Genomic DNA, 21,794 nt, shown 5'->3' with positions numbered 1-21,794 from the left:
ACGGAACCCCCTGGGTCGCCGGGGACTTCAACGGCGACAAGAAAGCCGACCTCGCCACCGTCTGGAACAACGGCGGCTCCAACACCATAACGGTGAGCCTGTCGACCGGTTCAGGCTTCACACGCAGCCACTGGGCCACCAACGCAGGCGGCTGGATGGACACCACCAAATGGGCCGCCGGAGACTTCAACGGAGACGGGAGGAGCGACCTCTCCGCGTCCTGGGGCAACGGCGACACGTCCGCGGCCGGAGATTGCCGGCAGGCGGAGGAGCGGTACGCCGGCTATGTCGACAAGGTTCCCCGGACCGGCGCCGACGTCGTCAACGCCGAGCACGCGGTGCTCTACCTCGTGAACGCGGAGCGCTCGCAGCGTGGTCTGGCACCGCTCTGCTTCGACGACCAGCTCGCCCTCGCTGCGCGGGCGCACTCCGAGAACTGGGCGACGGCCCCGGACCGAAGCTGCCCGTCCAACCCGAACTGGTCCGGGTGCAGTCACTGGGATTCGCGAGCGGGATACTCCTGGCCTGAAAACCGCATCGCCAAGTCAGGCTACGGCGCGTACAGCGCGATGAGCGAGAACACCCAGAACGGCGGAGGGCAGAGCAGGGGCGACCAGGTCGTGCCCGCAGGATGGACCTGGGGCACCCCCAAGGCCGCCGTCTACTGGTGGATGAACCACGACCCCCAGAACAACTACGCCGGCAACGGGCATCGCCGAGCCATCCTCGACCCCCGGTTCACCGACGCGGGTCCCGGTGCCGGCCGCTACACCGATGGCGGGGGCAACAGCGCGGCGACCTTCACCTTGATGTTCGCCGCCCGCTGATCCCAGCGCGCTCGACGCCACGTCGGCCGTGGCGACCTCCGTGAGGTCGCCACGGCCGACCTGCGCCGTGCGCTCCCGAGCACACGGTTTCCGGGTGCCCGGCCGGCACGGGCGTCCGCGGGTCCGCGTGACGTCGGACGCCAACTCCTCGGCGGATCCCGTCGATCGGGCCGGGTCAGGGAGCGGTGCCGGATCCCGCGCTCCGGCACGACCGGGGCGGGACACCCCCTGGCCGCCGCCCGACCGGGCGCCCGGTCACCACCCCTGCTGCATCAGACGCACGCCCGCTGCGGCGGCCGGCGCCGCGGGGGCGGTCGGCTCGACGGGGGCGGTCGGCTCGACGGGGGCGGGCGCGGGCTCCCCCTGACCGGGTGGCGGCGAGACCAGCAGGTCGAGGACATCGGCGAGCACCGCGGACAGGTTGCCGAGGAGGCCCCCCTGCAGCCGCTGCCAGCCCTCGGCGTCCTCCTCGCCCACCGCGTACTTCCCGGTGTGCTTCAGGAGCACTTCGCCCACCTGGCGGTTCTGCTCCTCCGTCCGCTTCTCGTGCTCCGGGTTGTGGAGGAAGAAGTTGCGCAGTCCGTGCACTTCTCCCAACCGACCGTCCCACAGGGGTTCCACCAGTGCGGGCAGAGGGAGCTTCGCCACGTATTTCGGATCCGATTTGGGGAAGCGGACGGACTTGTGGATGCGCTCGTGGAACACCTTGTCGGCGGCCGCCAGCCACGCGGTGAAATCCATGTGGCTCAGGGCGATCCGGCGCAGCCGTTGCAGGTCGGCCGGCGGCGCCGCGTCGAACAGCGCGTACCCGAGCCGGGGCACCGATGCCGCGCAGATCTCCGAGTAGAGCCCGAGGACGGTCTCCACCCGCGTCTCCCAGAGCTCCCGTCGGGACGGGTCGACCGTCGTGCGACGGGCCGCGGCGGTGACCGCGCCCGGGTCGAGCTGCAGCGCGGGCAGCCGCCTCTGGGCCGGCGCGCCGACGGACCTGACGACGCCGCTGCCCAGCTCCGCGAAGTACTCCTCCAGGACCTCCACCCCGCCGATGCGGTGCCGGTCGCCGCCGGCGACGTCGACCAACTGCTGCAGCAGCTCGTGGTTGGGGATCAGATGCTGCGGCGGCTGGAGGCGGACCTTCTGCTGCTTGCAGTAGTCGTCCCACCAGCGGCCGAAGAGCGTCTGGTCGCTGATCCCCACCGCGTGGAGCCGGATCCCGAGCTCCGTGTGCAGTTCCTCCATCGTCGACACCGGGTCCTCCGTGCCCGCGACGGACTCGCCGCTGCGGTCCTCGCTCATCGGCGCCCAGTGCGCACCGTCGCTCACCAGGACGATGAGCTTGTCGTTGTCGGGGACACCGTGCCGGTAGAGCAGCTCCCCGGCCCGGTGCAGGGCCTTCCCGATGTCAGTGGGCTGGTCACCGTGCTTGAGCAGGGTGACGGCACCCCGCAACTGCTCCAGACTGCGGTCCCCGGGAGCGGTCGTCACCTCGGCCATGCCGTCCCGCCCGGGGAAGAGCACCTGCGTGGTGAGGTCGAACCGGACGAGGGCGAACCGGGTGACCAGTCCGTCGACCTGGGCCCGCGCGTCGATCATCGTGCGCAGGGCCCTCTTGAGTGCTTCCATCCGCGTGACCCGGAGGTCCTTGCGGATGCGGAAGCCCTCCCGTACGTCGGGGATGTCGTTGGCCCCCATGGAGCCGCTGCAGTCGGCCAGCACGACGATGTCGACGGCGCTCCGCACGCCCGGGGCGAACACGCCGATCCGCGTCTCCGAGCCGATGCTCAGCACTCCGTTCAGCGCCTGCCCGGACCGGTCGGTGACGGAACGCACCCGGAAGGGGTGCCCGCCGACGTCGATCCACTCGTCCGCCTGCCCCTGACCGTCCCCGTACGCGAAGACGTGACCCGACAGCAGCGGCGAGTTCTGTACGCGCCGGGTGGCCTCGTCCAGGGAGAGCTCGGCCGGTGACTCCAGCTCCACCGTCGCCGGCACGGCCGCCTCGACGGCACTCAGCTTCCACGGAGCGTCCGCCAGTCCGTACTCCAGGGCCAGCTGTTCCGGAACGACGAGCACGTCCTCGGGCAGTTCGGGCACGGGGACGAGCCGCACGGCCACGGAGCGGTCGGAACCGGCCCCGCGCGGCAGGAGCACACCCGCGGTCTCCGCCGGGAGCCGGCGCGCGGACAGGGCCAGCCGGTTGCCTGCCACGAGCCCCTGCCCGGTCGCCGTGATCAGCCGCGTGTTGTCCGGCGCAAAACCGGGGAGACTCATTCCCGCTCCAATTGGATGTTGATGCCGAGCCGCGTCCGCAGGTCCTTCACCACCGCGCCGCCGGTGCCGATGAACCGGCTGCGCATGTCCGGGGGGACCCGCACGAAGAGGATGTTGCTCTTGCGCCGGTAGTCGGAGAACGTCACGGCATCCGCGAGCTCGTGCTTCCCGGACTGCTGCAGCAGCGTGCGCAACCGTGCGAAGTGCCCGCGCCCCTCCTCGTGGCTGTCGCGGAAGCGCTGCACGTCCTCGCGCCGTGACGCGGCCTGTTCGTCGAGCAGGCGGAGGGCCGTCTGTACGAGGCCGCCGCCGTCCCGGGCGCCGCGGCGCCGCAGGTCGTCCTGGAGGCGTACGAACAGGGCGTCGACGGCTCCCATGTCGAGGACGCGCTGGCAGGTGTTGATGAAGATGTGCCGGACGATGCCGATCCGCGGCAGGAACGCCGCCCGGCGTCCGCCGTTGCGGTGACCGCGGCGGGCCTGGGACCGTGCCGCGGTACCCGCCACGACGAGGGCGACCAGGGCCTCGGGGGCGGAACCGCGCACGTCCTGGTGGTGCCGGCTGCACAGTGCGAGCCCCTTGCTGCGCGATCCGTAGATCTGCCACCGCATGACGTGCTCGCCGCAGACGCGGCGGCCGCAGGCGCTCCCGCCGTCGAGGGTGCGGTGCTCGCAGCGGACGTGCCCCGTGGCCGGGCAGCCGGGGCGTTCGCAGGCGGGGAAGCGGTCGGCGTGGCAGTCCACGCAGTACGCCAGGGCGGCGTCCCCGGGGTGCGGCACGAGGTGGTCGGCACACCATGCCCGCCCCGAACGGCAGCGCGGGCCCGCGCACCAGCTGCGGGCCGGCTGCCCGCACCGGCAGGTGGGGACGTGCCGGGCGCAGGAGGCCCGCAGGCCGCCCTCCAGGAAGACCGCGTGGGCGTCGCACACCCGGCCCGGCTTCTCGCCGGTGCCGCAGCCGGTGCAGATGAACGGGGCATAGGTGGTCGCCCCGGAGGCCCGGCAGGTGTCGCAGGGGTACCTGACCCGCGGCGGCTCCAGGACTCCCCGTACGGCGAAGGGCGTCGCCGCGCTGAAGGGCACGGGTGCCGTGGCCGGGCTGAGGAACCAGACCCCGACCTCTCCCTCCTCGCCGAGGTCGAGCCGCACCCGAGGCCCCGAGCGGGGGTCGACCTGGACGAGCACGGGCTCCAGCCGCTCCCACAGCTCGACGTAGCCGTCGGGCGACCCGGGCACCTTCCGGTGGGCCCGCAGGTCCAGCATGACGGGCACGGCCAACTCGCCGTGTGCCGTGGTCATCGGGTGGCCTCCTCGGCGGTGTCGGTGCTGTCGTTCCCCGCCGGTGCGACCAGCAGGAGCTCCACGGTGCCGCGGCGTTCCTTCGCCTTTCCGGTGTACGAGGTGTCGGTGAGCAGGACGGATCTGACACCGCCCGGTGGCCGGCCGAGCGCGCGAAGCCCTGCGCGGACCCGCGGACGATCGGCTTCGGGCACGTCCCAGTGCAGGAGCGCGAGTCCCGACTCTCCCGCGCTGCTCAGCGCGCGACCGGCCGCCGGTTCGTCCCACGACGACAACGGGCCGTCACAGCTGACCTGCTGGGCTCGCCGCGGGCGCAGCACCCGCCGCAGGGCTTTCGCCTCCTCCCGGTCCCGCTGCCGCAAGGGCCGGGTGAGGTCGTGGACCGTGGCCGAACGGCAGTACGCGCGCAGCGCGTCGACGATCTCGTCGGGCGTCCGGCCGTCACCCGCCACCACGTCGAGGAGGCGCTCCGCGGACAGGCCGGCGTCCGGTCCGCCGCGCCGGTCCGCACGCGGGGCCGGGCGGCCGGCAGCGGCGTCCGTCCGCCGCTGCCCCGGCGGGCGGCTCGTCCTCTGCCGGTCCGGCTCGGCACGCTTGGGTGCCAGCTGCTCGGCGAGCCAGACCCGGGCGGCCGAGGTGCTGCCCGCCGCACGGTGCAGGTTGGCGGCGCTGACGTGGTCCTCGATCAGCCACTCGGGTGACCGCAGTCCCTGGGCCAGTCGGTCGGCCGCGAGCAGGCCGCTGTCCTGCGCGTGCCACCTGGCGAGAAGGTCGTTCTCGTTGCGCACGAAGCCGTCGGAGGACGCGTCGGCGGCGAGCTCCAGGCCCAGGAAGAGCTGGGCGAGCTCGTCGGGGTGGGCGTCGAGCTGCCGGAAGTACGGCAGGAGTTCGGCGAGCATCGCCGAGGCCGCCCGTCGCGCGGTGACGGTCGCGGTCGTGGTCGTCCGAGCGCCGTTCTGCTTCGCCGGTCTGCCGGCCGACGCCCGCTGCTCGACGTCGAACTGTGCGGTCAGCCCGTGGGCAATGGCCCTGGAGCGATTGCGCTCGAGGACGGGCTGTGGGACGGAGCGCACCCGCTGGCCGGTCCGTTCCAGGTCCCGGACGCGCATGGCGATCGCCTGTGCGACGAGTGCGTGCGCCATGGCCGAGGAGACGGACATCTGGGCGTCGAGGAGTCGGAGGGCCACGTCGCCCTCGGCCGCCAGGCTCGCCTCGCCCAGCGGGTTGACGTCCATGGCCTCGAGCCGGGCCAGCCGTTCGTTGCGCCGCAGCCCGGCGCGTACCCGGTCGAGGTGCTGCGGGGAGAAGGAGGCGATGTAGTGGGTCGCGACCTGGTCGGTGGCGCGGGAGAGGCGGGCGGAACCCCGGGGCGAGGCCCCCGCGGGGCCGTGGAGCTGGCGTGCGGTCAGGGAGATCAGGGGCGGCGCGTACTCACGGAGCAGGTTGCAGAGCAGTTCGCGTTGTACGTCACTGACCACTTCGAGGGAGTGCAGGTCCGCGCACAGCCCACCCGCCGGATCGTCGCCCCCGCCGGGGACCCAGCCGCTCGGCACCAGGAGACCGCCGGCCTTCTGCGTCTCGCCGGCCACGACGGCGACGGCTTCGGCCAGTGCTCCGGCCACGGCCCTGCGCGTGGCCCGGTCGTGCAGCACGATCTGTCCCGTGTCGATCCAGACCGCGGCGGGGGCCCGGGGGACGCCACGCAGGGTCAAGGGCGCGCCGGTGGGCAGGACGGGTAACCGGGGCGGCTTGGCGAGCAGCCGTGCCGTGATCGCTGCCCGGGTCTCCAGGCCGTACCGGTCCCGGTCGCGAGACCTGCCGATCACCGTGTACCCCTTGGCCAGCCGCTGCCTCAGCGGCCCCGAACGGTAGAGCGTGACGAGCAAGGGAGATCAGTCCTCCGGCCTTCGAAGTTCGGCGGACGCGAGCCCGCGTACGGCGGGGATCGCGAGGAACAGCACGCCCGTCATCACCAGCGCCGCGAGCGTGCTGAACAACAGCGTCTTCGGCCCGGGCTCCCCCCACAGCGCGCCGGCCGCGTAGGCGACGGCGAACGGCAGGCCGATGGTGGACAGCAGCCCGACGGCCAGCCCGCTGCGCCGGGCCCGGGCGGTCTCCACGTAACGGGCGGCATCGGCGAGCGCGGTCCCGGCCTGTGCGAGGAGTCCGGGGAGCCGGTGCTGTTCCTGGAAGCGCTCCAGGAGCGTGTTGGCGTTGCCGTGCACGGTGATGTGGGAGGACCACAGCGCCCGCCGCAGTTCGATCTGCTTGCGCTCCAGGTCGAGCAGGCGCCGGGCCTCCCCCGGCGCCGCGGGCAGCCGGGCCAGGGCATTGGCCAGGAAGTTGACGCCCAGCACCTGCAGACGTCCGAGGAGGAAGGCGTCGAGGTAGACCGTGCGGACGAGCGTCGCGGCCGTGGGGTGGAAGCCGCTGTCGTCGCCCGGGTCCGGCGAGGTGCCGACGAAGGCCGCGCCGTCACGTAACACCAGCGCCTGCCAGTCCGCCGAGAGCCGGACCCTCCCGGCGAACAGCCCGTCGTCGTCCGGATCTGGCGGGAAGCGGTCGACCGGCGTGGCGGACGCCGACAACCACAGCCATTGGTCGCGGGCCCCCACCCCGCGTAGGCGGGCGGCATCACCTCGGGCGGGGCGCCGTCGTCGAAGGTGACGTGCGACAGGACCCATGCCTTGCGCTCGGATTCGAGGGGCCGGACCCCGGCGGGCAGCAGCGGCGCGTACTCGGCGCGCATCGACGTCAGGTCGCGCAAGCGCGGGAGGTCGCTCAGCGGATCACCCGACAGGCGTACGTGGAGGACGACGACGGCCCGTCGGGGCGCATCCGAGGCGAGGACGGGAGGCAGCCGCAGCATCTCCATCGCCTCGACCACCGGGGCCGCGGGTGTCCCGCCGGGACCGTGCGGGAGCGGGGCAACGGAACGGTGCCAGCGGGAAGGGCGGTTGTCCGTCCCGTAGAGGGACTCCGCGACGCGCGGCTCGAAGTACGTCATCCGCCGTTCCCGGTCGGCCACTCCGGCCGCCAGGCGCACCGGCAGGGGACCTTCCGCCCAGTCGGCCGCCGGTGGTCCGTCCGTCGGCGTCTCGACGTCGAAGACGACGCAGGCCGTCCCCCGTTGTACGGACATGTACCCCCCACCGTCGGTTCCGGTCCTGTGACGCATGCTACTGCCGTTCCCGCGCTCTGTTCTCAGGATCGGAACGGAGCCGGCCCACCGGAACCACTGCACCAACGTCCGTGTCGATCACCCGAGTTCAGGACCGCCCCACCTGCTCGCACCAGGCCGAGCGACCTCAGCGCGCGGCGCTGGGCCGGTGTAGGCCGGTCCGGCCGGCAGAGGTGCCGGACACCGCCCGTACCGCTCCTGACCTTGCCGTCGGTTCGTGGCGCTCGGTGCGGGGCCAGATGTTCTCCGAGCGGGGTTCCGCGTGCCCGGACGCCGGTCGGGTCGTTGGGCCGAGTGAGGGAACGGTCCCCGCGGAAGGAGAAGGACATGACAGGTGTCGAGCTGATCCTGGCGGCTTTGGCCACCGGTGCCGCCGCGGGTGTCTCGGAGTCGGCCGGCAGCGCGGTACGGGACGCGTATGCCGGTCTCCGGGACGCGCTGCGGCGTCGCAGGGTGGCGGAGGAGGATCGGGAGGACTCCGAGACGCGGGAGCTGCTGGAGGCCGAGGAGCTCGAACCGGGGCTGTGGGAGGCGCGGTTGCGGGAGCGACTGGTGGAGGCGGGCGCCGACCGGGACGAGGACGTCCTCGCCGCCGCCCGGCTCCTGCTGGAGCGGGCGGCCGGGGTCGACGCACGACCGGCGCGCTACGAGGTGCACGCCGATCAGGCCAGGGGCGTGCAGGTCGGGGACCACAACACGCAGACGAACACGTTCTCTTGACCGGTACCGCGGCCCCTCCGCCGGCCGGCGCGGCCGACGGCCCCCAGCGGTTCGGCCGGCCAGGGCCCGACATGCGTATCGACGCCTCGCACGCGCGAGGAGTGCAGTTGGGCGACGGGGGCGTCCAGACGAACGTCTTCGTCACCGTAGGGGCACCGGTCCGCTCCGCCTACCTGCACCAGGTGCGGACCATCGCACCTTCCGAACTGCTGGGCCGACGAGGCGAGTTGGAGGACCTGGCGGCTTTCTGCACGGATCCCGGAAACACCGGCTACCTGTGGTGGCGGGCGCCCGCGTGGGCGGGCAAGTCGGCCCTGATGGCGTGGTTCGTCCTGCACCCGCCGGCAGGCGCACGAGTGGTGAGCTTCTTCGTCACCGGGCGCTTCGCCGGCCACGGCGACCGGACCGGCTTCACCGACGTCGTGCTGGAGCAGCTGGCCGATCTGCTCGACCGGCCGCTGCCGGCCTATCTCTCCGAGGCCACGCGCGGCGCGCACCTCATCGCCCTGCTCACGGACGCCGCGGCGCTGTGCGAGGAGCGCGGGGACCGGTTGGTCCTTCTCGTCGACGGGCTCGACGAGGACCGCGGCGCCGCGCCGGGGCCGGAGGTCCACAGCATCGCCGCGCTCCTGCCGGCCACCCTGCCGCACGGACTGCGGGTCGTGGTCGCAAGCCGTCCCGATCCACCGCTCGCGGCCGACGTGCCGGACGATCATCCGCTGCGGAACGGAGACGTCCTCATCCGGGACCTCGCCCTGTCGCCGCACGCCCAGGTGGTACGCCGGGACGCCGAACGGGAGCTCAAGCGGCTGTTGCACGGTTCCCCGGAGGAACAGGACCTGTTGGGGCTCGTCACCGCGTCCGGTGGCGGGCTGCGAGCGGCCGACCTCGCGAAGCTGACGGGCCTTGACCTGTGGCGGGTCGACGAGCACCTCGGGACCGTGGCGGCCCGCACCTTCACCCGGCGCCGGGCTGCCGCGAGCGCCGTGGTGAACGCGGCCGACGGTGCGGCCCCGGACGCGTACCTGCTCGCGCACGAGGAGCTCCAGGTCGCGGCGAGCCGCTTCCTCGGGTCTCAGCTCGGCGCGTACCGGCAGCGGTTGTGTGCCTGGGCGGATTCGTACCGCGGGCGCGGCTGGCCGGAGGACACTCCCGACTACCTGCTGCGGGGCTACACCGCCATGCTCGCCGACAGCGGCATGGCCGCGGAGCTGGCGGCCTGCGCCACCGATCCCGCCCGCCACGCGCGGATGCTCGTCCGCACCGGAGGAGACGCGGCGGCGCTGGCCGAGATCGGCGCCGCCCAGGACGCGGCCCTCGCTCAGGAGACGCCGGACCTGTCGGCACTGGGCGTGCTGGCGGTGCATCACGGCGTGCTGGCCGCACGCAACGCGGCTCTGCCGGCGGTGTTGCCCCGCGTGTGGGCGGTACTCGGCGACTTCGCCCGAGCGGAAGCCCTGGCCGGTGCGGCCCCGGAGCCGCGCACCCGGGCCGCGCTGCTGACGGACCTCGTGGAGCGGGCGGCGCGTGCCGGAGAGCGTGCGCGCGCCGTGCGGCTCGCCGGCCGGGTGAGCGCGACGGCCCGGGGCATCGACAACGCCCATCTCCGGGGCAAGGCGTCGGTCGGCCTCGCGGGCGCGCTGGCTGCAGCCGGGCTGGTGGACGAGGCGACAGCGGTGGTCGGCGCGATCACGGACGAGGCGTGGCGCCGCGGCGCCGCCGGCGCCTGCGTCGAGGCGCTGGCGCGAACCGGACAGGACACGCCGCTCCGGACCCTGATCGCCGCGGTGGTCCGGCCCGAGGACCAGGAGGACGCCTGGCGGAGTGTGGCCGACGTGTGGGGCAGGCAGGGCCGCGTCGAGGAGACCGAGCGGGTCGCCGCTTCCCTCACGTCGCGGTCCCGGGCCTTCGCACTCGAGTCCGTGGTGGAGGCCCAGGCCGCGGCGGGCCGTTTCACGACCGCCGAGGCGACCGCAGCCGCCCTGCCGGACCCCTTCCTGAGCGAGCGGGCCCTCAAGCAGGTGGCCGTAGAGCTGGCCAGGGCCGGCCGGTACGACCGCGCCGAGGCGATCGTGGACCGGATCGGTGAGCCGATTCTGCGGAACGCGGGGCTGCAGCAGCTCGCGGCGATCGCGGCCGACGCGGTCGCGCGGAGCGGCACCGGGGCGGAGGAGCGGGCCCGGGCCACCCGGCTCTGGGCGCGCGCGTGCGCCATGGCCGACGCGCTGCCGGATGCCAAGTCGCGCGTACGAGAGTGGACCTACCTGGTGGAGCGGGCCGCGCCGGCGGGAGGCCCGGCGGAGGTGGGCCGTCTCGCCGATCGCGCCGAGGCGACGGCACGTACCCTCAAGAGGCGTTACGACGCGCCTTTCGCGCTGTCCCGGCTCGCGAAGGCGCTCGCTCGGGCCGGCGCCTACGACCGCGCCGAAGAGCTGATGCGAACGCTCTCCTCCTACACCGCCCAGGAGACGGCACGCGACCTCATCGAAGTGGCGGTCCGTGAGGGGCTGGACGTCCGCGCCGCGGCTCTCGTACGGTCCGGCGAAACCGCCGTCACACGGGACGAACTGCTGCTGGCCATGGTGCACGCGCTGCGCGCGGAGGGTCGGCTGACGCAGGCCCTGACCGCGGCCCGCACGCTCCGCTCGCCCCGGCGCCGGGCGGAGGGACTGGCGGGGCTGGCCCTGGCGCTCGCCGAGGGCGGCGAGCGCCGCGAGGCGGCGGAGCTGGCCGCCGAGGCGGAGCGAGAGGCGCGCTCCTTGGACGGTGGCGAGGAGGCCCGGTCTCTGGCCGCTCTGCTGCGTGCCCTCACGGTCGCCGGCGACAGGGCACGCGCCGGTGTCCTGGCGCAGCGGGCGGGCGCGGCGGACAGCCGGCTCGCCGAGGAACCCTCGTACACCAACGCTCTGCCCGAGCTGGTGGAGGCCCTCTACCGGGCGGCGGAGCTTCAGCCGGCGGCACGGCTCCTCCGAGAGGCGCGACCGGCGGTGCGGGCCGCCTGTCTGACGGCCCTCGTCGACGCGGCCGGGCGCGCGAGGCGTCCGGCGCACGTCACGGCGTTCGCCGCGAAGGCCCTCGTCGCCGCGGGGGCCGATCCTTCCGGCTCGGACTCGGCTGCGTACCAGTTGAGCCGACTCGCTCAGGCGCTGCATGCGGCCGGTTCGCCGCGGCGGGCCGAGGCCCTGCTGGCGGCGGTGAAGCACCCCGTCGCGCAGGTGAACGGCTGGCGGGCTCTGGTGATGGCGACGTCGCACGAGGATCACGCGCAATCGGATCGGCTCGCGGACAGGGCGGAGGCGGCGGCCGCCGACGCGACGCCCTCCAACGCCCTCGACGAAGCGCTGCTGCGGCTGGCCGAGGCGCTGGTTCGGGCCGGGTTGCACGAACGGGCCGAGCGCATCGCCCGCCCGCTCCTGCACCCGTACGCACGAGACGTCCCCACGACGGTGGGCATCCACGCTGCGGCGGCGCGGGGCGACCTGCTGGAGACCGCACGGCTCGCGGGCACGATGCAGTCGCCCGGTTGGCGGAGCCGCACGATGTCGCTGCTCGCGGCCAGGGCTGCGCGCGAAGGCGACGCCGCGGTGGCGCGCGAACTGCTCGGCGTGGCGGCGCGGGGGGTCGGACCGGAGGAGTGGCACGACTTCGTCGGTGGGGTCGCGGTCGCCATGGCGGCCGCCGGGGACCCGGACGCGGCCGTAGCCCTCGCCGAGAGTGTTCCGATCCCCGCGCAGAGGGCCTTGGTCCTCGTCGATGTTGCCCGGAAGCTGGAGTCCGCAAAGGCCCGGCCGCTCCTGGCACGCGCCCTCCGCGAGGGCGACTGGCGCCAGGGCGTGGGCGCCTTGGCGCGGGAATGGCCGGAGGCGGTAGCCGCGATGGCCGACGCGTTTCTCGAGGCGACGCGGTGAGGGGCCGGCGGTCTCGGTCTTCTGTGCCGGAGCTCGTGAATGGTGAACGGGTCCCGCTCAGTGCCGCTTGAACGGGTGAGGGCCTTCCGGCCATCGTTCGATCAAGGTCACGGCGGACCGGTGCGGCCACCTCACCAGGACGCGTCCGTTCCGTCCGGGTGCGCCGCGCTGGTCCGGCGCCGACCCGTGTCCCTCGTCGCCCCGGGCCGTCACCAGTGGCCAATGATGTGGGTGTTGTCCACGCCGGAGAGGAGGTACAAGTAGTATTCGCCGCCGCTCAGTTGGTAACCGGCACTGGTGGCCCCCTCGCAGGGAATCTCGAAGACGTCTCCGACTTTCCGGTCGACACCCCAGGTGACGTGGTAGAGCTGAGCACCCACGCTGTCGCCGTCACAGCTGGCGCCGATGATGACGCGGTGCTCGCCGGCCGGCAGATCCGCCTTGGGGGTGTACCCGTATTGGTTGAACCAGAAGTCGAATTCGGCGGCTGCCGGCCTGGGCGGTGCTGCGGGAGCCGCAGGGGCGTTGACGAGGCCGACAGCGAGAGCCGTGGCCGCGGCCACGAGAAAAGCGCGCACGGGTGCCTTTCCAAAGCGGGCGAGGAGGGGCGAGCAGCGACACGGTCGCGGCAGGTGGTCAGTCCTTAGCCGGTAATACGAGTGTTGTCGACCCCGGAAAGGAAGTAGAAGTAATAGAGGCCGCCACGCAGCCGGTAATTGACGTCCGTCGACCCCCCGCAGGGGATGACGAACGCGGATCCGACCTTGGAGTCGACGCCGAGTGCGGAGTGGTAGAGCTGACCGCCCACCGAGCCCCCGCCGTCACAGTCCGCAGAGAGCGAGTACCAGTGCTGGCCCGCCGGCAGTTCCATGGTGGGTGAGTAGCCGTACTGGTTGAACCAGAAATCGATGGCGGCGCGCCCTGCCCTTCCCGATGCGACGGCGTCGTCCACGGCGGGCGGAGCCGCAGCCGAGGCGGGGGAGAACGGGGCAAGAAGCAGGGCAGCGAGTGCGGTGCCGCAGGCAAGGAATCTGCGCATGCTGATCAAGCTAGCGGGGGCGCCCGGCGCGAGTGGGGCAGGAACCGGGGGCGTGCGGAAGCTTCCAAGGGGCGCGGCTGGCGCATTCACCGGCGGCTACTGAGGTTTTCGGGTTGTCGTCGGGTAGTGACGGTTCACGGTCCTTTCCCGGGGTGCCGGCATGGGCGTTCACCCGAATATCGGACGTGATGGAGAAAAACCGATCTCGCGGTAGGCGGTGGACCATACGCCTCGCGCATGCTGGCGAACGCGTTCTCCCAGTCCCTGCCCGGTCACACGACATCCCAGGGACCACACCGAGCCGGATCGGCGGTGGATGTGGCTCAGTGCCGCCGTGGCGTTTATTCACGTGAACTGTCCCTTTGGGGTGAACCAGCTTTCTCGACACATCGGCTGAGGTGAACCATGCGATAGAGCTGTACCTGTGCTCGAGGACGCACTGCGCCGGGGAGAACCTCGTCGCAGACCTGCTGAGGAGGCGTATGTCCACCTGCCCTGCAATCGCCCACCGCATCACCGCAGCCGCTCTTGCACTGACAGCCGCCCTGACTTCTGCGATGCTGCCCGGCACCGCAGAGGCTCGTGAAGCCGTAGACACGGTCCAAACCTTCCGCAGCCGGGCCACGTTCGCCTGCCTCGACGACAGCACCGCGCACGGGCTACGCACCACCCTCTGCTACGGCAACAGCCACCAAACGTGGACTGTGCATGTCTGGGCCGACGGGACCCGCCGGATGCAGAACCACGCCACTCGCCTGTGCCTGGCCGACTTCCCGGACGGCGATGCGTCCACCCAGCCCTGCGACGAGGGCAAGGATGAGAGCTGGATCGTCCACCGCTACCCGAACGGGGACATCGAGTTGAAGAACCAAAAGACCGGCCGGTGTCTCGACGACAGCACCGACCACGGACTGCGCACGTTCCCCTGCGGTACACACACAAGCCCGAGCCCCTACCAAACCTGGTTCTGAGTGGGTCACCGAGGTTTATCGTTCAATCAAGGACCGTCGGGCCTCACATGCTCACAACAAGCCGAGCTCCCGCAGCACGCGGCGCTGACTTGGTGCTGACTTGACCGGCCAGAAGATGTAACAGACACCGCCCGTACCGCTTCTGACCTTGCCGTTCGCGTCGTACCTCTTGGTCCGCAGCCAGATGTTCTCCCATTCGCGCCGCTGGTAGACCCGGCGGACGGCCGGGTTGCTGGGGGATGCGGGGTCGTTGGCGATCACGTCGCCGGAGGGCGTGAAGCCGATGACCGTCATGAGGTGGCCCGAGGTGCCGTATCCGGCGCCGGTCAGCTCCTCCTTGCGGAAGGACTGGGACGTTATGGCCGGGATGCCCGCCCGGACCAGGGTCTCCAGGTCGGTGAGGGAGCGGAGCCGGGTCACCACAGCGTTCATGTCCGGGTACGTGGCGGCGTAGGCGGCGTTGAAGGGCCAGTTCCCGCAGCCGGCGTACTGGTAGTCGTACGTGAAGCGGGCCGCGTGGCAGACCTGGGGGTCGGCGAACGCCGGGTTCACCCAGGCCAGGTCCTCGGCGGCGGGGGCGCGGCCCCAGTACTCGACGATCATCTGTGAGGACGTGGGGCTGCACCAGGCCTCGCCGCCGTTGTCGTACTCGGGGTACTGGCCGACGTGGGTGTTCTGCGAGTAGCGCGGCACGGTCAGCTCGTGGTCGGGCCCGGGCTCGGAGGCCGGCACGGTGAAGCGGTCCGGGATGTCGGACGCCATCGCGCCCAGCCGCCACACCGTGGGGGTGAGCGTCGTGCCGGGCGTGCGGTAGAGGGTGAGGCGCAGGCGGTACGCGAGCAGGCGGAGGCCGCTCGTCGCGTCGTCGATCGAGAAGGTGTCGGTCCAGATGGAGGCCTTGCCGTCGCTCTGGTCGTCGACGGAGGTGCGGCGGATGTCGGCGTCCCCGGCGGCCCAGCGACCCATGATGAACCAGGGGGTCTCGGTGCCGTCGCCGTACGTGCCGCGCAGTTCGACCTGGAGCCAGGTGCCGGGCGGGGTGTGGGCGTTCCAGGAGGCGATGACCTCGGTGGCGGGGACGGCGGAGGTGTGGGTGGGCGAGGTCCAGCTCGCGTGCTCCCAGGTGCTGGTCCGGCCGGTGTGCGGGTCGGCGTAGTCGGTGCGGCCCACGGGTGTGTCGATGACCAGTCCGGGGCGGTGGCCGGCGACCGCCCGGGTGCCGGCGGCGGTGCCGCAGCGCCAGTCGGTGTACGTGCTCCAGAACCGGTTGTCGACGAGACCGGGCGCCGGGGCGTGGTCGCGCCCGGTGTCGGTGGCGCAGGCCTCGGGCGGGGTGTCGGCGCAGGTCCCGGTGGTGGGCGCGGCGGTGGCGGGGGCGGCGGTCGCGGCGGTTCCCGCGGCCGCGGCGAGGGCCGCGGCGAGGACGGATCTGCGGGGAGTGGCAGGGGGCATGGGCGGTGACCCTCCAGTCGGCGGTGACGAACGGACGGGCTGCGACGCGCCCACTATCCCGGCTCGCGGACGCGTTCTGCCAGCGATTCGACACGTGCCGCCCGAGCAATATTGGTCTCCACCAGTGGCGCCGCCCGTCGCGCTGACCTGCGGCGGACCCTCAGGGGTCGGTCCCCTACCCTGGGGCCATGAGCGATCTCGACCGCGTGGCCACCGCCCTGCGCCGACTGCCGCCCTCCTGCGGCCCGGTGCGGCTCGTCGCGGTCGACGGGCACGCGGGCTCGGGCAAGTCCACGCTCGCCGCCCGGCTGGCCGCCGCCCTGGGCGGCGTCCCGGTCCTCCACCTCGACGACCTCGCCACGCACGAGGAGCTCTTCGAGTGGACCGGCCGGATGCTCGCCGAGGTGATCGGGCCGCTGTCCCGGGGGGAGACGGCGCTCTATCACCCGTACGACTGGAATCTGCGCGCCTTCGGTGCGGCGCGGCCGCTCGCACCGGCACCGGTGTTGATCGTGGAGGGCGTGGGGGCCGGGCGGCGGGAGCTGCGGCCGTTCCTCGCGGGGCTGCTGTGGATGGAGCGCGGCCCCGAGGACTCCTGGCTGCGCGGCCGACGCCGGGACGGGCCGGAGCAGGCCGCGTTCTGGGACGGATGGACGGTGGCGGAGACTCGCCATTTCTCCGCGGACCCCTCGCGCCCCTTCGCCGACGCTCTGGTACGCGAGCGAGGAGAGGGATACGAGTGGCTGCCCGGGCCCTCTGCGACAGCAGGCCCGAACCAGATCATCACCCAACGTGACGACTCCCCGGCCGCAAATTGAGCAGACGGGAGTCCACTTCCGCAAGTGCCTCAACTCGGCTTGACCCAAGGGGCGTACAGGTCTTACGTTCTCAATGTGCGGCTCTCCGGAGTCGCCGCGGACGCGAAGCCCCCGGTTGTTCCCCCGTGATCGGGGGCTTCGTTCCGCCCTCACGCTCACCGAGGGTCACCGACGGTGAGCCGACGACGGGCCGCGTCGATCACGGCCTTTCGCCTTCTTCTCCCTCATCACGCACGCCCTGCGCAGGTACGATGCCCCCGGTGCGGTCAATTCCCGTCCACGTGTAGACGGTTGTGGGGGACCCGATGGACTTCGGCACACAGGGCACGCATGCCCCCGCCGAGCTCGCCTGGCTGCGCGGAGTCGACGCCTACACGATGGGCGCCTATCCGCAGGCCGAGGAGGAGTTCCGTACGGCGGTGCGCATCGACCCCGGCATGGCCGACGGCTGGCTCGGTCTGCACGCGCTGCGGGTCGACACCACGACCGCGCTGCTGCGGATGTACCGCAATCGCGAGCGCTTCGGCGAACAGCGCACCCGGCACCGCAGGACGCTCAACTCCTGGTACTGGCTGGGCTGGTGGGTCCAGCCGGTGCTCGAGAGCCCGCGGGACCTGCTCCTCGCGCACGCCTCCCACTGGCTCGACGGACGCCACGTGCCCGAGCTCGACCGCGCGCTCGCCGGGCTCCCGCCCGTCGACGCCGACCCCCAGGTGCGCTTCCTGCACGCCTGCCGTTCGTACCTGGTGAAGGACTGGGAGCAGCTGGTGCGGCACACCGAGCCGCTGGTCGACGACCCCCTGCTCGGCATCGAGGCGGGGCTCTTCGGCGGCATGGCCCGGGTGCGCCTGGAGATGTACGGGCAGGCCGAGCCGCTGCTGGCGGCGGCGCTGATGCGCTGCCGCAGCGAGCAGCCGCAGCGCAAGGAGCTGCGCTACTGGCTGGCCAGGGCGCACGAGGGCACGGGCCGCACCGCCGCCGCACTCCCGCTGTACCGGGCGGTGCACCGGATCGACCCGGCCTTCATGGACACGGCGGCCCGGCTCGCCGCCATCGCCGAGTACGACGGCTTCGAGGGCCCGGACGACCCGGTCGGACTCGCCCCGGCGATGTACGGCGGGCTCGGCGGCCAGGACACGATCGACGGCGAGCGGCTCGACCCGGACGTCGCCGCCGGTGAGGGACTGATGGTCAAGCCCGGGGCCGTGACGCAGCCCGCCGCTCCGGAGCCGCCCGAGTTCGTACGCCAGAAGGCGGCGGTCCCGGCCCAGCCGGTGCCGCCCCGCTTCCCGGCCAGCCCCACCGACCCGGCGCTGCTCGCGGAGGCGCTCGCGGAGCTGGAGCGGATGGTCGGCATGGAGCCGGTCAAGCGGCAGGTCAAGGCACTGTCGGCGCAGTTGGAGATGGCCCGGCTCCGCGCCGGGCAGGGACTTCCCGTCCAGCCGCCGAAACGTCACTTTGTCTTCTCGGGTCCCTCGGGCACCGGGAAGACCACCGTGGCCCGCATCCTCGGCCGGGTCTTCTACGCGCTCGGCCTGCTCGGCGGCGACCATCTCGTGGAGGCGCAGCGGGCCGACCTGGTCGGCGAGTTCCTGGGGCAGACCGCCGTCAAGGCGAACGAGCTGATCGACTCGGCGATCGGCGGGGTGCTCTTCGTCGACGAGGCCTATTCGCTGTCCAACAGCGGCTACAGCAAGGGCGACGCCTACGGCGACGAGGCCCTCCAGGTCCTCCTCAAGCGCGCCGAGGACAACCGCGACCACCTGGTGGTGATCCTGGCCGGGTACCCGGAGGGCATGGACCGGCTCCTCGCCACCAACCCGGGGCTCTCCTCCCGCTTCACGACCCGCGTCGACTTCCCCTCGTACCGGCCGCTCGAACTCACCGCGATCGGCGAGGTCCTCGCCGCCGCGAACGGCGACGGCTGGGACGAGGAGTCGCTGGACGAGCTGCGCTCGATCAGCGCGCACGTCGTCGACCAGGGCTGGATCGACGAGCTCGGCAACGGGCGCTTCCTGCGCACCCTGTACGAGAAGTCCTGCGCGTACCGCGACCTGCGGCTCTCCGGCTACCTGGGGACCCCGGGCCGCGAGGACCTCGCCACCCTGCGCCTGCCGGACCTCATGCAGGCGTACGGCGAGGTCCTGTCTGGCCGCGGGCCGACGAACCGCGGCCCGCAGGAACCGCCGGGGATCTGAGCGCTCAGCCCGTCAGTGCCTCCGCCGGCCGTTCGGGCCTCGGCGGCGGGGCGATGCGGTGGGCGGGGTCGCGGACCTCGCCGACCAGCATCTCCAGGACGTCCTCCAGGGCGACCAGGCCGAGCACCCGGCCGGAGGCGTCCGACACCTGTGCCAGGTGGGTCGCGGCGCGGCGCATCACGGTGAGCGCGTCGTCGAGCGGCAGCTCGGCCCGCAGGGTGGCCATCGGGCGCCAGATCTGCTGGGGCACCGCCCGCTCGCGGTCCTCCAGGTCGAGGACGTCCTTCACGTGCACGAAGCCCATGAAGATGCCGCGACCCTCGCCGCGCACCGGGAAGCGGGAGTAGCCGGTCCGCACCGTCAGCTCCTCGATGGCGCGCGGGGTGACCGACGGCGGGACCGTGACCAGGGCGGACGAGGGGATGAGGACGTCCGTGACGGGGCGGGTGCCCAGCTCCAGGGCGTCCTCCAGACGCTCCTGCTCGACCGGGTCGAGCAGTCCGGCCTGGCCGGCGTCCTCGACGAGCCGGCCGAGCTGGGTGCTGGTGAAGACGGCCTCCACCTCGTCCTTCGGCTCGACCTTGAAGGCCCGCAGGACCAGGCGCGCGCAGCTGCCGAGCGCGCTGGTCACCGGTCGGCAGGCGCGGGCGAAGCCGACCAGACCGGGGCCGAGGGCGAGCGCGGTGCGCTCGGGGTCGGCCATGGCCAGGTTCTTGGGGACCATCTCGCCGATGACCAGGTGGAGGAAGACCACCGCGGCGAGCGCGAACACGTATCCGAGCGGGTGGATCAGGCCCTCCGGCACGCCCACGGCGTGGAAGACGGGTTCGAGCAGCCGGGCGACGGTCGGCTCGGCGACCGCGCCGAGGGTCAGCGAGGCGACGGTGATGCCGAACTGCGCGGCGGCCATCATCTGGGGCAGGTTCTCCAGGCCGTACAGGACCTGGCGGGCCCGTTTGCCGCCGAGTGGCTCGATCTGGCTGCGGCGTACGGAGACGAGCGCGAACTCGGCGCCGACGAAGAAGCCGTTGGCGAGCACCAGCAGGACGGCGAAGAGCAGGGGGAGCAGACTCATCGGGCCGCCTCCGCGGCGACGGGCACCGGGGCGGTGCGCACGATCCGCACCCGTTCGGCGCGGTAGCGGTCGACCTGGCGCACCGAGAGGCGCCAGCCGGGGAGTTCGGCCCGGTCGCCCGGGGCGGGGATCCGGCCGAGCAGATCGGCGACGAGCCCGGCGACCGTCTCGTACGGGCCGTCGGGCACGTCGAGTCCTATCCGGTGCAGGGTGTGGACCCGGCAGGAGCCGTCGGCCTCCCAGACCTGGGTGCCGTCCTCGGAGGGCACGGCCGCGAGTTCCGGCCGCTCGTCGGTGGCGGTGTCGTGCTCGTCGCGGACCTCGCCGACGAGCTCCTCGACGATGTCCTCCAGCGTGACGACGCCCGCGGTGCCGCCGTACTCGTCGACGACGACCGCGATCGGCTGCTCGCGGCGCAGCCGCTCCAGGAGGGCCTGGGCCGGCAGCGACTCGGGGACGAGGAGCGGCGGGACGGCGATCCGCCCCACGGGGACCCGGTGCCGCTCCTGCGGCACGACGGCGAGCGCGTCCTTGAGGTGGACCATGCCGACGATCTCGTCGATCCGCTCGCGGTAGACGGGGAACCGGGACAGGCCGGTGGCCCGGGTGAGGTTGAGGACGTCGGCCGCGGTGGCGTCCGACTGCAGGGCGCTCATCTTCACCCGCGGGGTCATGACCTGCTCGGCGGTGAGTCCGCCGAGCGACAGGGTCCGGACGAAGAGGTCGGCGGTGTCCTGTTCGAGGGCGCCGGCCTGGGCCGAGTGGCGGGCGAGGTGGACCAGCTCCCCCGGGGTGCGGACCGAGTCGAGCTCGTCGGCCGGCTCCACGCCGAACAGCCGGACGAGCCGGTTGGCGACGGTGTTCAGGAGGGTGATCACCGGCCGGAAGAGCGCGGAGAACACGTGCTGCGGTCCGGCGACGAAGCGGGCCACCTGGAGCGGCCGGGAGACCGCCCAGTTCTTGGGCACCAGTTCGCCGACCACCATCTGCACGGCGGAGGCCAGCAGCATGCCGACGGCCACGGCGATGCCGGAGACGGCCCCCTCGGGCAGTCCGGTCGCGGTGAGCGGGCCGTCGAGCAGCCCAGCGAGCGCGGGCTCGGCAAGCATGCCGGTCACGAGCGAGGTGATCGTGATGCCGAGCTGGGTGCCCGAGAGCTGGAAGGACAGCTCGCGCAGCGCCCTGACGACGGTGCGGGCCCGGCGGTCGCCTTCGGCGGCGGCCCGCTCGGCGTCGGCGCGTTCCACGGTGACGAGGCCGAACTCGGCGGCCACGAAGAATCCGTTGGCGAGGATCAGGAGGAAGGCTGCGGCGAGCAGCAGCAGGGAGACGATCATGCCGCCGCCTCGGGTGAGGGGGCGGCGCAGGTACTACCGGACGATCCGTCCATTGCTGGAGGGAGTCACTCCTCGGGTCGAAGGGCTGTCTCGCGGACCGCCGACGGGCGGCCCTGCACATGCGAGACGGTGGTGCCGCTCGGCACCACCGCCACAAGAGTAGTCACGCCCGCGCCTGCGCGGGCAGGGGGTCGGCCCCATATGGGGGACGGATCACGCTTCGTCCCGGGGCCCGGGATCAGCCCTGCTCCGCTCCGCTGCCCCGGCTGTCGGCGAGGCCGCGCAGCGCGCGGGCGTCCTGGATGGCCCGCTGCTTGGCGATTCCCGGCTGGATGCCGAGCACGGGCAGGCTGGTGCCGTCGCTCAGGTCGAGGAAGACCCAGGGGTCGCCGGGGCGCAGGTTGACCCGCAGGATCTCGGCCCACGCCAGTCGGCGCGTCCGGGTGATGTTGACGACGGTCACGCCCTGCTCGTCGGCGACGACCTTGGGGCGGGCGAGCAGCACCAGGACGCCGAGGAAGAGCGTGGCGGTGAAGACGAAGCTGGCCCGCTCCCCCGGCCCGAGCTTCTCCAGCATCATCCCGACGGTCGTGATGACGACGAACATCGTCACTCCGGCGGTCAGCAGGACGGCCCGGGTGCGGGCCGGCCGGAAGGTGACCGGGAGGGCGGGAGCGGTGGACTCGGGCATGGGGTGTT

General features: G+C 72.9%; 16 protein-coding genes. 6 read left to right on the top strand and 10 right to left on the bottom strand.

All coding sequences use genetic code 11. From position 1 onward, the window contains the following. Positions 1-827 (top strand): CAP domain-containing protein (locus tag AB0M16_RS14885; protein ID WP_365342675.1); only part of this gene is annotated, 827 nt, incomplete at its 5' end. Between the two features lie 255 nt (positions 828-1,082). Here AB0M16_RS14885 and AB0M16_RS14880 read toward each other — a convergent pair. From AB0M16_RS14880 to AB0M16_RS14865, 4 genes are all read right to left on the bottom strand, one after another. Continuing rightward, the gene (locus AB0M16_RS14880) at positions 1,083-3,098 is read right to left on the bottom strand and encodes a vWA domain-containing protein (RefSeq protein WP_365342673.1); all 2,016 of its coding nucleotides are present in this window, start codon (positions 3,096-3,098) and stop codon (positions 1,083-1,085) included. Then, a complete protein-coding gene (locus AB0M16_RS14875; RefSeq protein ID WP_365342670.1) occupies positions 3,095-4,396 on the bottom strand; it encodes a KH domain-containing protein in 1,302 nt (433 codons plus the stop codon). Before AB0M16_RS14875 ends, AB0M16_RS14880 begins: the two co-directional genes overlap by 4 nt. Further along, the gene (locus AB0M16_RS14870) at positions 4,393-6,222 is read right to left on the bottom strand and encodes a hypothetical protein (protein WP_365342668.1); all 1,830 of its coding nucleotides are present in this window, start codon (positions 6,220-6,222) and stop codon (positions 4,393-4,395) included. Before AB0M16_RS14870 ends, AB0M16_RS14875 begins: the two co-directional genes overlap by 4 nt. A gap of 66 nt (positions 6,223-6,288) precedes the next feature. Then, on the bottom strand, positions 6,289-6,984 hold the full coding sequence (locus tag AB0M16_RS14865; RefSeq protein WP_365342666.1) for a hypothetical protein: 696 nt from the start codon (positions 6,982-6,984) through the stop codon (positions 6,289-6,291). A gap of 920 nt (positions 6,985-7,904) precedes the next feature. Between AB0M16_RS14865 and AB0M16_RS14860 the strand changes: the two genes are divergently transcribed. After that, positions 7,905-8,297, top strand: coding sequence for a hypothetical protein (locus AB0M16_RS14860; RefSeq protein WP_365342664.1), 393 nt, complete (start codon positions 7,905-7,907; stop codon positions 8,295-8,297). Between the two features lie 71 nt (positions 8,298-8,368). Then, positions 8,369-12,205 carry a hypothetical protein gene (locus tag AB0M16_RS14855; protein ID WP_365342662.1) on the top strand — a complete coding sequence of 1,279 codons (3,837 nt, stop codon included), beginning with the start codon at positions 8,369-8,371 and terminating at the stop codon, positions 12,203-12,205. 209 nt (positions 12,206-12,414) lie between these two features. On the opposite strand, the gene AB0M16_RS14850 is transcribed toward AB0M16_RS14855, so the two are convergent. Both AB0M16_RS14850 and AB0M16_RS14845 read right to left on the bottom strand, forming a co-directional pair. Beyond that, positions 12,415-12,783 carry a hypothetical protein gene (locus AB0M16_RS14850; protein ID WP_365342660.1) on the bottom strand — a complete coding sequence of 123 codons (369 nt, stop codon included), beginning with the start codon at positions 12,781-12,783 and terminating at the stop codon, positions 12,415-12,417. Positions 12,784-12,848: 65 nt separating this feature from the next. Beyond that, positions 12,849-13,244: a hypothetical protein gene (locus AB0M16_RS14845; protein ID WP_365342658.1), complete on the bottom strand. Its 396-nt coding sequence runs from the start codon at positions 13,242-13,244 to the stop codon at positions 12,849-12,851. Between the two features lie 482 nt (positions 13,245-13,726). On the opposite strand from AB0M16_RS14845, the gene AB0M16_RS14840 reads away from it, so the two are divergent. Continuing rightward, positions 13,727-14,215 carry an RICIN domain-containing protein gene (locus tag AB0M16_RS14840; RefSeq protein ID WP_365342656.1) on the top strand — a complete coding sequence of 163 codons (489 nt, stop codon included), beginning with the start codon at positions 13,727-13,729 and terminating at the stop codon, positions 14,213-14,215. Positions 14,216-14,266: 51 nt separating this feature from the next. Here the strand turns inward: AB0M16_RS14840 and AB0M16_RS14835 are convergent, their stop codons facing one another. Beyond that, positions 14,267-15,667 carry a peptidase C39 family protein gene (locus AB0M16_RS14835; protein WP_365342654.1) on the bottom strand — a complete coding sequence of 467 codons (1,401 nt, stop codon included), beginning with the start codon at positions 15,665-15,667 and terminating at the stop codon, positions 14,267-14,269. Positions 15,668-15,855: 188 nt separating this feature from the next. Here AB0M16_RS14835 and AB0M16_RS14830 point away from each other — a divergent pair, with 188 nt between their 5' ends. Beyond that, on the top strand, positions 15,856-16,485 hold the full coding sequence (locus AB0M16_RS14830) for a hypothetical protein (RefSeq protein ID WP_365342652.1): 630 nt from the start codon (positions 15,856-15,858) through the stop codon (positions 16,483-16,485). A gap of 305 nt (positions 16,486-16,790) precedes the next feature. After that, the gene (locus tag AB0M16_RS14825; protein WP_365342650.1) at positions 16,791-18,683 is read left to right on the top strand and encodes an AAA family ATPase; all 1,893 of its coding nucleotides are present in this window, start codon (positions 16,791-16,793) and stop codon (positions 18,681-18,683) included. A 4-nt stretch (positions 18,684-18,687) separates the two neighbouring features. Here the strand turns inward: AB0M16_RS14825 and AB0M16_RS14820 are convergent, their stop codons facing one another. From AB0M16_RS14820 to AB0M16_RS14810, 3 genes are all read right to left on the bottom strand, one after another. After that, positions 18,688-19,758, bottom strand: a complete 1,071-nt coding sequence (locus tag AB0M16_RS14820) for a hemolysin family protein (RefSeq protein ID WP_365342648.1) — start codon at positions 19,756-19,758, stop codon at positions 18,688-18,690. Continuing rightward, positions 19,755-21,095, bottom strand: a complete 1,341-nt coding sequence (locus AB0M16_RS14815) for a hemolysin family protein (protein WP_365342646.1) — start codon at positions 21,093-21,095, stop codon at positions 19,755-19,757. Before AB0M16_RS14815 ends, AB0M16_RS14820 begins: the two co-directional genes overlap by 4 nt. A 238-nt stretch (positions 21,096-21,333) precedes the next feature. Then, positions 21,334-21,786 (bottom strand): PH domain-containing protein, encoded by a 453-nt coding sequence (locus AB0M16_RS14810; protein WP_365342644.1) that lies wholly within the window; start codon positions 21,784-21,786, stop codon positions 21,334-21,336. Positions 21,787-21,794 lie beyond the last annotated feature (8 nt).

The sequence above is a fragment of the Streptomyces sp. NPDC051921 genome (assembly GCF_040680975.1).
Taxonomy (GTDB): Bacteria; Actinomycetota; Actinomycetes; order Streptomycetales; family Streptomycetaceae; genus Streptomyces.
The sequence above is the reverse complement of the archived record's forward strand: the minus strand, read 5'-3'. Positions and strand labels throughout refer to the sequence as shown.

What these genes read in the sequence shown, in the direction of transcription:
- AB0M16_RS14830 (WP_365342652.1), top strand. Translation starts at nt 15,856, where the DNA reads ATGAGCGATCTCGACCGCGTGGCCACCGCCCTGCGCCGACTGCCGCCC.
- AB0M16_RS14840 (WP_365342656.1), top strand. Translation starts at nt 13,727, where the DNA reads ATGTCCACCTGCCCTGCAATCGCCCACCGCATCACCGCAGCCGCTCTT.
- AB0M16_RS14855 (WP_365342662.1), top strand. Translation starts at nt 8,369, where the DNA reads ATGCGTATCGACGCCTCGCACGCGCGAGGAGTGCAGTTGGGCGACGGG.
- AB0M16_RS14825 (WP_365342650.1), top strand. Translation starts at nt 16,791, where the DNA reads ATGGACTTCGGCACACAGGGCACGCATGCCCCCGCCGAGCTCGCCTGG.
- AB0M16_RS14875 (WP_365342670.1), bottom strand. Translation starts at nt 4,396, where the DNA reads ATGACCACGGCACACGGCGAGTTGGCCGTGCCCGTCATGCTGGACCTG.
- AB0M16_RS14815 (WP_365342646.1), bottom strand. Translation starts at nt 21,095, where the DNA reads ATGATCGTCTCCCTGCTGCTGCTCGCCGCAGCCTTCCTCCTGATCCTC.
- AB0M16_RS14835 (WP_365342654.1), bottom strand. Translation starts at nt 15,667, where the DNA reads ATGCCCCCTGCCACTCCCCGCAGATCCGTCCTCGCCGCGGCCCTCGCC.
- AB0M16_RS14860 (WP_365342664.1), top strand. Translation starts at nt 7,905, where the DNA reads ATGACAGGTGTCGAGCTGATCCTGGCGGCTTTGGCCACCGGTGCCGCC.
- AB0M16_RS14880 (WP_365342673.1), bottom strand. Translation starts at nt 3,098, where the DNA reads ATGAGTCTCCCCGGTTTTGCGCCGGACAACACGCGGCTGATCACGGCG.
- AB0M16_RS14845 (WP_365342658.1), bottom strand. Translation starts at nt 13,244, where the DNA reads ATGCGCAGATTCCTTGCCTGCGGCACCGCACTCGCTGCCCTGCTTCTT.
- AB0M16_RS14810 (WP_365342644.1), bottom strand. Translation starts at nt 21,786, where the DNA reads ATGCCCGAGTCCACCGCTCCCGCCCTCCCGGTCACCTTCCGGCCGGCC.
- AB0M16_RS14820 (WP_365342648.1), bottom strand. Translation starts at nt 19,758, where the DNA reads ATGAGTCTGCTCCCCCTGCTCTTCGCCGTCCTGCTGGTGCTCGCCAAC.